Origin of the sequence: Xanthomonas populi (assembly GCF_002940065.1) — a bacterium.
GTDB classification, from domain to species: domain Bacteria; phylum Pseudomonadota; class Gammaproteobacteria; order Xanthomonadales; family Xanthomonadaceae; genus Xanthomonas; species Xanthomonas populi.
In genome coordinates, this window is sequence record NZ_MDEJ01000130.1 from 1 (window position 1) to 10,819 (window position 10,819).

The following is a 10,819-nucleotide window of genomic DNA, read 5'->3' on the forward strand; positions in this document are numbered from 1 at the left end:
ACCGATGCGCGAGCGCTTGCTTGCGTGCGCCGCTGTTGACTCGCGCGTTGCGCCTGATCAGTCGCATACCGATTGCTATGATTGCTATGCCGGTTGCGACGCAGTTCGCGGCTGATCGTGCTCGGTGCACGTTGCAAGGCATCGGCGAGCGCACGCAGCGACAGCCCGGTTTCGTGCAACGCATGGAGACGGCATCGTTCCGACAGGTCCAGGCGACTGGATGACATGGGCAACTCCACTTGGCGATGAAGTGGCTCAGGCCAGGTCGCCTGGACCGCTTCACAACCGTTGGTGTTGCGATTCAACGTTGAACTCGCCCGTAGAAAGAATTGATTACACATGTACGCGATTCCGGCATGGCTCCTGATTGGGCGATGCCGCATCCATGCCCGCGACTCCGCTGCGGCGAAAATACGCCGGCAACCGCTAGCGGCTAATCTCTGTCGAGCTTGAGGTGTGAATCGGCATAGCTCTTACATGACGCGCAGATCGCTCTAACATACATCGGTCTTTCTCCGAATAGGCAGCGACTGCCGAACAGTTCCGGCCTAGCCGACCTCGTACAGCTCCAGCGGCAACTCATCCGGGTCGGCAAAGAAGGTGAATCTCCGACCGGTGTAGTCGTCGATGCGGATGTCTTCGGTGGCCACGCCGTGCGCGTTGAGATGCGCGAGGGCCGCGTCCAGATCTTCGACCCGAAAGGCAAGATGACGCAGCCCGCGCGCTTCTGGGCGGCTGGGGCTTAGAGCGGCTAACAAAACTACTGCGCAGCCGCCAGGCGGGCGCGGCCGATGCTCGGAATCGGCATGTAGCACTCGTACACTCCGGTTCTGAGCGCGCCGTCCGCACCCACCTGACGACTGCTCGCTACGTTTTGTTAGCCGCTCTAAGCGGTGCGTTGGGAAAGGAAAACAGTTCAATCTGCCCGCCGTCCGGCAGCGCCAGATCCAGTTTCCACGAATCGCGCGCCTGCCGTTAATGCTCATTGAGCACCCGCAGGCCCAGGATGTTGCAATAGAACTGTTTGGAGACCGCGTAGTCGCTGGCGATGATCGCCACGTGGTGGATGCCGGCGAGCATCATGCCGCGCCTCGCAAGCGCTGCGACATCGGATGCCACGCGCCGCGGCTGTCGGCGAACAACGAAGCGTTGCGCACAGCGGCAGTGATGTCGCGTGATGCACGTGCAGGCAACACCGATTTGGTCGACACGTAGGTCTTCGCATGCATGCTTGTTTGCAGAGCGTGTGGCAAGGCGACCTTCCAAGTGAGCAGCGCAAAAGGATACCCGCGCGCTGTTGAAGCGCTTGTGCAACGTCACAGCTTTCCGCTGTATGGCTGTGATCGTCTGCCTGCGCATGGCAGGATGCGGTGCCCCCAATCAGACACGCCCATGCCCGAGCCGTCTTCCACCGCCGCACCGCAATTCCAGCGCAGCATGCAGGTGCGCCATCTGGTGATGTTGTCGCTGGGCGGGGTCATCGGTACCGGCCTGTTCTTCAACACCGGCTACATCATCGCCAGTACGGGTGCGTTGGGCACGGTGATCGCGTATCTGATCGGCGCGTTGGTGGTGTATCTGGTGATGCAATGCCTGGGCGAGCTGGCGGTGGCGATGCCGCAGACCGGCGCCTTTCATGTGTATGCGGCGCGTTATCTAGGCCCGGCCACCGGCTACGTGGTGGCGTGGTTGTATTGGCTGACCTGGACGGTGGCGTTGGGATCGAGCCTGACCGCTGCCGCGTTCTGCATGCAGTACTGGTTCCCGCACACACCGGCCTGGCCGTGGTGTCTGTTGTTCTGCGCGCTGATCTTCGGCTTGAACACGGTGTCGGCGCGCTGGTTTGCCGAAGGCGAATTCTGGTTTTCGTTGATCAAGGTGATCACCATCCTGGTGTTCATCGTGCTCGGTGGTGCTGCGGTGGTCGGCGTGTTGCCGTTGGCAGATGGTTCGCCGGCCCCCGGGCTGCGCCACCTGCGCGCCGATGGCTGGTTTGCACAAGGCACGTTGCCGATTCTGATGACGATTGTGGCGGTGAACTTCGCATTTTCCGGTACCGAGTTGATCGGCGTTGCCGCAGGCGAAACCGCCCTGCCGGCGCGTGCGATTCCTTTGGCGATCCGCACCACGCTGGTCCGGCTGGTGGTGCTGTTTGTCGGCACGGTGCTGGTGTTGGCCGCGCTGCTGCCGGCCGAGCAGGCCGCAGTGGAGACCAGCCCGTTCGTACGCGCCTTCGAATTGCTGGGCATTCCGTATGCGGCCGATGTGTTGAATGCGGTGATCCTGACCGCAATCCTGTCGGCGGCCAATTCCGGGCTGTACGCGGCCGCGCGCATGCTGTGGTCGCTGGCCAACGAAGGCACGCTGCCGGCGCGGCTTGCACGCTTGACCCGCCGCGGCATCCCGTTGCCGGCGTTGGCATTTAGCATGCTAGGCGGCCTGTTGGCGCTGCTCACCGGTGTTTACGCGGCCGATACCGTCTTCGTGGCGATCTCGGCGGTGTCCGGCTTTGCGGTGGTGGTGGTGTGGCTGAGCATCTGCGCCTCGCATTACTTTTTTCGGCGCCAGTTGCTGCGCGATGGCATCGCGCCTGAGAGCCTGGCGTATCGCGCGCCGTGGTATCCGTGGACGCCGATCCTGGGGTTCTCGCTCTGCCTGCTGGCCTGCATCGGGCTGGCATTCGATCCGCAGCAACGCATCGCGCTATGGTGCGGCATCCCGTTTGTGGCGCTGTGCTACGGCGCCTACGCACTCACTCGATGGCTTGCCGCCAGGAGACAGCACGCATGACGATTCTTGCTCGCAATCCGCGCGCCGACACGCCTTTCAGCCAGGCATTGCAGCACGGCGGCTATGTGCTACTCGACGGCGCGCTCGCCACCGAACTGGAACAACGCGGCTGCGATCTCAACGACGCGCTGTGGTCGGCACGCGTTCTGATGGAGCAGCCGGAGTTGATCTATCAGGTGCATCGCGACTATTTCGCCGCCGGCGCGCAGTGCGCCATCACCGCCAGCTACCAGGCCACACCGTTGGGCTTTGCCGCGCGCGGGCTGGATCTGGCGCAATCGCAAGCGCTGATCGCACGCAGCGTGGCCTTGGCCACGCAGGCGCGTGCCGATCACCTACAGGCGCAGCCACAGGACGCGCCCTTATGGGTGGCCGGGTCGGTCGGGCCATATGGTGCGTATCTGGCCGATGGCTCGGAATATCGCGGCGACTACGACTTGCCGTTGGCGCAGCTGATGGAGTTCCATCGCCCACGCATTGCCGCGTTGGCAGCGGCCGGTGTGGATGTACTGGCGTGCGAAACGTTGCCGTCGGCTAACGAGATCGTCGCGCTGCGTTTGCTGTTGGAAGAATTTCCACAGCTGCATGCATGGTTTTCCTTCACCTTGCGCGATGCCGCACATCTGAGCGATGGCACACCATTGGCACAGGTCATCCCGGCGCTGGATGCTTGCAAGCAAGTGATTGCAGTGGGCATCAACTGCATTGCCCTGGAACACGTCGCCGCCGCGTTGCAGACGCTATCGGCACTGACGTCGCTGCCGCTGGTGGTGTATCCCAATTCGGGCGAGCACTACGATGCCAGCGACAAGCGTTGGCACGCAGGCAACACCACCGCATGCACGTTGGCCGACCAGCACGCGCAATGGCTGGTGGCCGGTGCGCGGCTGATCGGCGGCTGCTGCCGCACCACGCCGCGCGATATCGCCGCGTTGGCGGCTGCGCGCGTGGCGGGCTGAACTGCGTCAGCCCTTTTGCGTGGCGATCCAGCGTTGGATTTTGTCTTGCAGGATCTCCAGCGGCACCGAGCCGTCCTTGAGCACTTCTGTGTGGAAGGCGCGCACGTCGAAGCGCGGCCCCAGTTCGCGTTGCGCCTGCTCGCGCAGCTGCGCGATCTTCATCTCGCCTACTTTGTAGGCCAGCGCCTGGCCGGGGATGGCCATATAGCGGTCCACCTCGGTTTCGGCATCGGTGCGGCTCATGCCCGAGTTGTCGAGCATGTAATCGATCGCTTGCGTGCGGCTCCAGCCCTTGCTGTGCAGGCCCGTATCGGTCACCAAACGGATCGAGCGCCACAGCGCATTCTGCAGATAGCCGTAGGTGTTGTACGGGTCCTGATACAGCCCCAACTCGCGCCCCAATGACTCCGCATACAGGCCCCAACCTTCGATATAGGCGGTCTCGCCACCCAGACGGCGGAACTTGGGCAGATCGGTCAGCTGCTGCTGTAGCCCGAGCTGGAAGTGGTGGCCGGGAATCGCCTCGTGCAGATACAGGCTCTCGGTCTCCCAGGTCTTGCGCGAGGGCAGGTCGGAGGTGTTGACGTAGAAGATGCCCGGCGTGGTGCCGTCGCCGTTTGGGCGCGTGTAAGAGCCGCTGGCGACCGCTTGCGCGCGCTGGGCTTCAAGCACGCGCACTTCCAGTGCCGGCATGCCCTGCAGATTGAACAGGCGCGGCACCGCACTCTGTACGCGGCCTTGCAGGCCACGGTAGTAGCCCAGCAATTCGGTGTCGCTGCGGAATGTGAAGCGCTTGTCGGTCTGCATGAACTTGTAGAACTTGGGCAGGTTGCCGCGAAACTTGACCTGCTTGGCCAGCGCCTGGATCTCGCCTTGCAGACGCGCGACTTCATCCAAACCGATCTGATGCACCTGCGCCGGGGTCAGGTCCGAGGTGGTGCTCTGACGCACGTCGTAGGCGTACCAGGCCGCGCCATTGGGCAGCGCTGCCAGACCGTCGGTATCGCGGCAGGCCGGCAGGTATTCGGTGGCGATAAAGCTGCGCAGCGCACGGTAGGCCGGCATGATGCGCACTTCGATCAGCCGCTTGTACTCGGCGGTGAAGCGTTGTTTGTCTGCCTCGGGCATGTCCGCGGGCAGGTTGCGCACCGGGTCCCAGAACAGGCTGTCTTCGGCATTGCGCGCAATGATCGCGTCCAGCTGCGGCAGCACCTTCTGCATCAGCACCTTCGGCTGCACTACGCCGGCCTGCATGCCGGCACGCATGTTGACGATGGCCTGGTCGAACAGCGCGGGGATGCCGACCGCACGCCGCGACCAGTTGTCGTAGTCCTTGACTGTCTTGAACGGCTGCGCGCCGGTGCCCGAGCCCAGCACCACTGCGATGCTGGCGATGTTGTAGAACTGGTTGATCGGCAGCATCCAGCTGGGGAACTGCTCGGCCGCCAGCGCGCTACGTGCATCGCGCACGAAGATCGCGTAGCTGAGCAGGTCCTGCCCGCTCAAACCGTCCGGCCCCAGCGCCTCGGCCTTGCCCAGCCACAGCACGGTGAAGTCGTGCGACTGCTGGCGAAACGCCGGCGACAGGAAGTTGGGCAGCTCGTCGTTGTAGTGCCCATCGCCCTGAAAGGTAGCCTGCAGCGGGTTGAGCTTGAGCGAGGCATCCCAGTACTGGTCGTAGAGCAGGTTGAGCTGTTGGGCCTTGCTCAGCACCACCGGCGCGGCGACCACACGCGGCCTGGCTTCGGCGGCTTTGCCACCTTTGGCGGCCTTGGTGGTCTTTGCCGCCGGCTTGGCGGTCTTCTTGCCTTTGCTCGCCTTCGCGCGCGTTTGCGAGGTCTGCGCCTTGCCGGTTTTCTTCTTGGCCGCATCGGCGGGAGCTGCCAGCCACAGGCTCATGATGACGGCCATGGCCAGGGACAGCAGGCGGGAAAAGCTGAGGGGCATTAGCGGCTCCGGAAACAAGCGAGCGGGGAGCTTGCCCGATCCACACCGTTCAGGCCACCCATCCAGCACATGGGGCGCGCCTGGAATTCATGAAGCGCGCGCGCCACGCTGGCGGCGCTCATGCATGGTGCAGTGCGATAGTCTTGCGCGCATGCCTAAGGAATGAATCGACATGCAGGACGCAGCGGCCCGCGCAGGGTGGGCAGGGGGTCTGGCGCGATCCGGCGTTGCCTTTCGTCGAACTGCGCCACGTGGTCAACAGCCGTCGCCTGTGTTACGCCGCGCATACGCACGAGCAATGGTCGGTCGATGCTGTGGATCGCAGGCTTGCGCGTTACCGCAATGGACGCGTGCGGGCGCAGGTGAGCGCGCGGTCGCTGACCCTGATCAACCCCGGCGATGTGCATGCCTGCAACCCGGATCAGCAGCAGGACTGGTCGTTGCGCATGCTCTACCCGGACGTGGCGTGGCTGCGCGAACAATAACGCGCACTCGGTCTGGCCGGCAATGCAGATGTGCACATGCTGGCAGCGCCGTTGTGCCAGACGCCGGCAGCCTACGCCGCCTTCGACCGCATGCATGCGCTGCTGATCGATGGCAACGCCGATGCGCTGGCACGCGAGAGTGCGTTGATCGCGTTCGTGGCGCGCCTGCATCTGCACGTGGAGCCGATGCGCCGTGCGGTTGCGGTCGATACCGTGCCGATGCGGCAGGTGGCCGAAGCTGTTTCGGCAGCTGCACATGCCTGCGCAACGCTGTGCCGGCCAGCAACCAGCACCCCAGCGAGGGATAGCAGATCAGCGCAGACACCGCCGCGAAGCCCGCAAGTTGCGTGGTGCCTGCTGTCGCATACAAGGCCACGCCGGAGGTCGCCGCCAGCCATGGGGCTTTGGGGTCGAGTCATTGCATCGCCGCACCGTTCCAGAACGAGGCGGTCGGGCGCGGCCTGGCCGCATTGATGACGCCATCGACGCGCAGCAGGCGCCATGCCATGTAGAGCAAAAACGCCACGCCGGCCAGATGCAATCCGCGACCAAGCAACGGCCAGCGCACCAGCACCTGCTGCAGCGCCATGCCCACCAACAGCAGCAGTGCGGCGAAGCCGGCCGTGGCCCCTCGATCACGTGCGTCTGCCCGGCACGCGCACCGGCGCTGGCGCCAGTGCTCAGTGCCACTAGGTTGACCGATCCTGGCGACATTGAGCACACCAAAGCAAAGCTCACCATTGCAACAAGATGGTCCATTGCGCGGAGTCCATAGCGGGGCGCAACAACATGGCCAGCGACAGCGCTGCCGGATTGAACAAAATTTCGATGGACGGCGGTTGCCGTCTCCGCGTGAGCGGCAACGGATCGAGCAGTCGTGATAAGCACGGGAACCGTGCTCATCACCGCAGGGGGCGAGTGCTACACGCCGCTCCGAGCACTATAACTGCGCGCACTTGGCGGTGACCGCAGGCGTCTTGCCAGCTGCTCTTAGTTAGCAGCCGCTTCCTTACGCAACTGCTCGGCGCGGGCGGCGCCCAGATACGTGCTGATGGCGCGGCGCGCCAGATACAGCAGCGGGATCAGTGCGATCGCAAAGCCCATCTTGTAGACGTAGTTGAGCGTGCTTACCGCCAGGAACTGGTCGATGGACCAATGCTGCGGGCCAAGCACAAAGGCGATGTAGATCACCACAAAGCTGTCCACTAACTGCGACACCGCCGTGGAGCCGGTGGCACGCAGCCACACGTGCTTTTCGCCGGTGGCGCGGCGGATGCGATGGAACACCGACACATCGATCAACTGGCCGAACAAGAACGCCACCAGCGACCCACCGATCGTCCACAGGCCCTGGCCGAACACCGCCGCAAACGCAGCCTGGTAGTCGGGCACGCCCTGGCTCTGCGCAGCAGTGACCCACCACCCTGCCGGCGCCAGTGCGATGGCGGCGAACGCGAATACGAAGCCATAGCCAATCAGCGCCACCGCCACCCAGGAGATGAAACGCACCCCGCGGCTGCCGAAGAACTCGTTGATGGTGTCGGTCATGATGAACACCACCGGCCACAGCAAGGTGCCGGCAGTGAAACTGAGCGAGCCGGTCTGGCCGAACAGATTCCAGTTCAACGGTGCGATGCCGAGCGTGTCTTCCAGCGCGAAGATCTTGACGCCGATGAACTCGGCCAGCGCCGCATTGACGCAGAAGAACGCCGCCAGCGCGATGAACAGGCGGACCGCACGATCGTCTAGGGTGCGCACGTGTGTCATTTGCTTTAGCGATCCGCAGTACGGGTAAAGGGAACCGATTCCGGCGCCACTGCGCCGCCGGAGATGATGAAGCTCATCGCCTGATCCACGGTCCAGTCGGTCGGTGTGAGCAGCTCCACCGGCACGATCTCCAGATAGCCGGAGGTCGGGTTGGGCGTGGTCGGCACATACACCGCCGCCAGCTCGCGGCCGGTGCCTTGTTCCTTGATCACGCGCGTGACCAAGCCCACCGACTTCATGTCGCGATGCGGGAAGTCGATCAGCACCACGCGCTGCGTGCTACCGGGCTGTGTCTGCAGGATGTCGAGCAACTTGCGCGCGCTGTCGTAAACCACGCTGGCCAGTGGAATGCGCCGCATGACCGCCTCGAACCAGCGCAGCAGGCGCTGGCCGATCACCCGCCGACTCAAAATACCGACGAACAGGATCACGCCTACAGTGGCGATCAGCGCGATGGTGTTCTGCACCCATAGCGCCTTGATCCAGCCCAGATAGTCGGGGAACGAGGCGGCGATGCGTTCGGACAACGGCACCACCCATGGGCTGCTGATGCCCGACAATAGCGAGAACACGAACTTCACCACCACCCAGGTCAACCAGACCGGCAGCAGGGTGAGCAAACCGGTCAAAAAGACGCGTTGCAGGGAAGGGCGGGCGTGCGGAGTGGGGGATTCGGACATCCGCGCATTGTAGGCACTGCGCCGCGTCCGGTGCAGGCCAGCGGCGTGCCTTGTTCGCAGGGGAGAAGGCAAGTGCGCATTGGCGCTATGCCACTTGCGAGTCTGTTCGAAGCCGGCATGCACTCACCGCCCATTGCGACTCTGAGCGCGCCGGCCACACTATCTGACCACCGCGCGAGGCGCTGGTGGTCGCTCCAGGACAGCTCCTGGTATCGAGGAGCCGCGCCGCCATCTGCGACAACCTAGGTGGCCGACGCTGTCACCAATGTCATCGGCATTCCGCGTCCTTGCCTGTACGCGGAAGAGTAATCAACGCAGCGCGCAGATCAGTTCAGAACAACGCGCCGCTCATACCGTTTGCTTAGAACCGGAAGTTCAACCACCCCATCACGAAGGTCGAATCGCCGTAACCGGCTTTGGTCAGCGCAGGCCCTGCCATCAGGTGTTCGGCGCGGAAGGTCACCGACCAGTTCGGGTCGATGGTCCAGGTCGCGTTGATGCGCGGCATGGTGCCGATGCGGCGCTCACCGGTGCTCTGCGTGCGCGCATAGGCGCGCGCCTGGTTGTTGTAGATCGCATCGCTGGTGGTCTGGCGCCACAAGGTTTCCCATTCCAGATTCACGATGAGCTTGGAGGTGGGCGAAAAGATCAACGTCGGTGCGGCAGTGACCAGATTGACCGGGCCGAAGAACGTCGCCCAGCTGAAGTAGATCGTGTTGCCGTAGAGGAAGTTGTTGTTGCGCAAGGTACCGGTGCCGGAGGTGCCGCCGCCACCGGAGGCGATTTCGCTATGAAACCCCACGCGCGGCTTCCAGCCGCTGTCGCTTAGCGCCCAGGCATTGGAGGTGCTCGCCATGTAGGCGCGCAGATCGCGTCCGCCGAAGCTGCCGCGTTGCACGGTCACGAACGAATCGGTGCGCAGCTTGCCCACATTGCCCCACAGGCGCAGGCCGTAATAGTTGCGGTTTTCTTCGGCGGTCTGCCGGCCCCACAGCTGATTGTCGTTGCGGAACTGGTAGAAGAACGGCTCCAGATACATCGGCTTGGCGGTCGGCAAACGGTAGCCGCCGACCACGCCGCGGAAATGCCGCGAGCGGTCGATGCGGTCGTCGCCCAGACCTTCGGTGCCATCAAGGTTGAAGTTGAAATCGAACACGTTCACGCGGGTTTTTTCGCCGATCGCCCAGGCGCGCACACCGTTGAAGGTCACAAAGATATCGGTGTTGTCGCGCAACGCCATCAGCGTGGTCGGACCATCGACAAACACCTGGCGACCGACGCGCAGACCGAGGTCGGCGTTGGACACACGTCCCTTTACGTCGAAAAACACCTGTTGCAGGATTGCATTGTTTTCCTGGGTGCCGGCCTTGGCGCCTTCGTTGCGCCCATCCAGGCTACCGTGCGCCAGCTCGGTATACAGACGGAAGTGCTCGCCAACATGGAAGTCGGCACCGAAGAACGCGCGAAACAGATACTGCTGTTGCGAATGGCTGCCTGGAATCAGGCCAGGATTGGTGACGGTGTTGCTGCGCACACGCAACTCGTTGCTGAGCGAGACATACACATCGCCGGACTCATTGAACGGAATGTACTTGAGCGGATCGAACGGGCTCTTGCGCTTGGACGGATCCTTCAGATACGACCAATCTTCGGCCCAGCGCGCCTGCCACATGTTGCCGCCTTGTTTGGCTCCCCAACCCTGTGCTTCGAGCGGATAGCCCTTCGCGGCAGCAGGCGCTGCCGCGGGTGCTGGCGCCTTGGCCGGCTCCGGCTTGGTCTGTCCGGCGTTGACCGGCGCCGTCTGCGCCTGCGCCAGACTCAAACCAGGCAGCGATAACCCGAGCGCAAAGCACAGGCACCGAGTGGTACCTAAGGAAGTCTCGGCTATGGCCGACCGTGCCAAACGCGCAAGTTGCATCGTGTTGCCCTATCTAAAAGTGAGTCGCCTGAGCCAGCTGTATCGGCTCAGTGGACCATGACTGTAGTGGAGCGATTCCGCAAAGGGAGTAACCCAATGGTTCTAAGCACATGAGCCGGGATTTGCTATTCGGGATTGGGTATTTGCAAAAAGTTGGCTTGTCGATTGGCACCCGGTTCCTCTTCAGTTCGTTTAAGAGCCCGTTCAAAGTCTTCCCGAATTATCCGATCATATGGAGATGAGAGCACGCTATCCCAGTGACGTCAGCCGCGA

Annotated in this window: 10 protein-coding genes, 1 other RNA gene and 2 pseudogenes; 4 read left to right on the forward strand and 9 right to left on the reverse strand. The window is 63.3% G+C overall.

The genetic code is table 11. The features are described 5' to 3' along the window. Both XpopCFBP1817_RS16885 and XpopCFBP1817_RS16890 read right to left on the reverse strand, forming a co-directional pair. Positions 1–227: helix-turn-helix domain-containing protein (locus XpopCFBP1817_RS16885; protein ID WP_146090191.1), on the reverse strand; the 227-nt coding region annotated here is incomplete at its 3' end. Positions 228–548: 321 nt separating this feature from the next. Continuing rightward, positions 549–740, reverse strand: a pseudogene (locus XpopCFBP1817_RS16890) (VOC family protein); the annotation flags it as partial. Between the two features lie 66 nt (positions 741–806). On the opposite strand from XpopCFBP1817_RS16890, the gene XpopCFBP1817_RS16895 reads away from it, so the two are divergent. Further along, positions 807–883, forward strand: a non-coding RNA gene (locus tag XpopCFBP1817_RS16895) — sX9 sRNA. Positions 884–885: 2 nt separating this feature from the next. Here the strand turns inward: XpopCFBP1817_RS16895 and XpopCFBP1817_RS16900 are convergent. Together XpopCFBP1817_RS16900 and XpopCFBP1817_RS21660 are read right to left on the reverse strand one after the other, a co-directional pair. Next, positions 886–1,083, reverse strand: a pseudogene (locus XpopCFBP1817_RS16900) (VOC family protein); the annotation flags it as partial. After that, the gene (locus XpopCFBP1817_RS21660) at positions 1,080–1,229 is read right to left on the reverse strand and encodes a hypothetical protein (protein ID WP_158251316.1); all 150 of its coding nucleotides are present in this window, start codon (positions 1,227–1,229) and stop codon (positions 1,080–1,082) included. The gene XpopCFBP1817_RS21660 and the pseudogene XpopCFBP1817_RS16900, both read right to left, overlap by 4 nt. Before the next feature lie 163 nt (positions 1,230–1,392). Here XpopCFBP1817_RS21660 and mmuP point away from each other — a divergent pair, with 163 nt between their 5' ends. Both mmuP and mmuM read left to right on the forward strand, forming a co-directional pair. Beyond that, complete coding sequence (gene mmuP / locus XpopCFBP1817_RS16905) at positions 1,393–2,790, forward strand: S-methylmethionine permease (RefSeq protein WP_128417999.1); 1,398 nt, start codon at positions 1,393–1,395, stop codon at positions 2,788–2,790. Continuing rightward, positions 2,787–3,749: a homocysteine S-methyltransferase gene (gene mmuM / locus XpopCFBP1817_RS16910; protein WP_128418000.1), complete on the forward strand. Its 963-nt coding sequence runs from the start codon at positions 2,787–2,789 to the stop codon at positions 3,747–3,749. Before mmuP ends, mmuM begins: the two co-directional genes overlap by 4 nt. 6 nt (positions 3,750–3,755) lie before the next feature. On the opposite strand, the gene XpopCFBP1817_RS16915 is transcribed toward mmuM, so the two are convergent. Beyond that, on the reverse strand, positions 3,756–5,696 hold the full coding sequence (locus tag XpopCFBP1817_RS16915) for a DUF885 domain-containing protein (RefSeq protein ID WP_128418001.1): 1,941 nt from the start codon (positions 5,694–5,696) through the stop codon (positions 3,756–3,758). A gap of 227 nt (positions 5,697–5,923) precedes the next feature. Between XpopCFBP1817_RS16915 and XpopCFBP1817_RS16920 the strand changes: the two genes are divergently transcribed. Further along, a complete protein-coding gene (locus tag XpopCFBP1817_RS16920) occupies positions 5,924–6,181 on the forward strand; it encodes an AraC family ligand binding domain-containing protein (RefSeq protein ID WP_158251317.1) in 258 nt (85 codons plus the stop codon). Positions 6,182–6,596: 415 nt separating this feature from the next. Here XpopCFBP1817_RS16920 and XpopCFBP1817_RS23255 read toward each other — a convergent pair whose 3' ends face one another. The 4 genes from XpopCFBP1817_RS23255 to XpopCFBP1817_RS16940 form a co-directional block, all read right to left on the reverse strand. Next, a complete protein-coding gene (locus XpopCFBP1817_RS23255) occupies positions 6,597–6,770 on the reverse strand; it encodes a hypothetical protein (RefSeq protein ID WP_244171218.1) in 174 nt (57 codons plus the stop codon). A gap of 401 nt (positions 6,771–7,171) precedes the next feature. Next, positions 7,172–7,948, reverse strand: a complete 777-nt coding sequence (locus tag XpopCFBP1817_RS16930) for a queuosine precursor transporter (protein ID WP_128418003.1) — start codon at positions 7,946–7,948, stop codon at positions 7,172–7,174. A 5-nt stretch (positions 7,949–7,953) separates the two neighbouring features. Beyond that, a complete protein-coding gene (locus XpopCFBP1817_RS16935) occupies positions 7,954–8,628 on the reverse strand; it encodes a DUF502 domain-containing protein (protein ID WP_128418004.1) in 675 nt (224 codons plus the stop codon). A gap of 361 nt (positions 8,629–8,989) precedes the next feature. Continuing rightward, positions 8,990–10,546, reverse strand: coding sequence for an alginate export family protein (locus XpopCFBP1817_RS16940; protein ID WP_128418005.1), 1,557 nt, complete (start codon positions 10,544–10,546; stop codon positions 8,990–8,992). Positions 10,547–10,819 lie beyond the last annotated feature (273 nt).

What these genes read in the sequence shown, in the direction of transcription:
- XpopCFBP1817_RS21660 (WP_158251316.1), bottom strand. Translation starts at nt 1,229, where the DNA reads ATGCATGCGAAGACCTACGTGTCGACCAAATCGGTGTTGCCTGCACGT.
- mmuP (WP_128417999.1), top strand. Translation starts at nt 1,393, where the DNA reads ATGCCCGAGCCGTCTTCCACCGCCGCACCGCAATTCCAGCGCAGCATG.
- mmuM (WP_128418000.1), top strand. Translation starts at nt 2,787, where the DNA reads ATGACGATTCTTGCTCGCAATCCGCGCGCCGACACGCCTTTCAGCCAG.
- XpopCFBP1817_RS16915 (WP_128418001.1), bottom strand. Translation starts at nt 5,696, where the DNA reads ATGCCCCTCAGCTTTTCCCGCCTGCTGTCCCTGGCCATGGCCGTCATC.
- XpopCFBP1817_RS23255 (WP_244171218.1), bottom strand. Translation starts at nt 6,770, where the DNA reads ATGGCGCTGCAGCAGGTGCTGGTGCGCTGGCCGTTGCTTGGTCGCGGA.
- XpopCFBP1817_RS16930 (WP_128418003.1), bottom strand. Translation starts at nt 7,948, where the DNA reads ATGACACACGTGCGCACCCTAGACGATCGTGCGGTCCGCCTGTTCATC.
- XpopCFBP1817_RS16935 (WP_128418004.1), bottom strand. Translation starts at nt 8,628, where the DNA reads ATGTCCGAATCCCCCACTCCGCACGCCCGCCCTTCCCTGCAACGCGTC.
- XpopCFBP1817_RS16940 (WP_128418005.1), bottom strand. Translation starts at nt 10,546, where the DNA reads ATGCAACTTGCGCGTTTGGCACGGTCGGCCATAGCCGAGACTTCCTTA.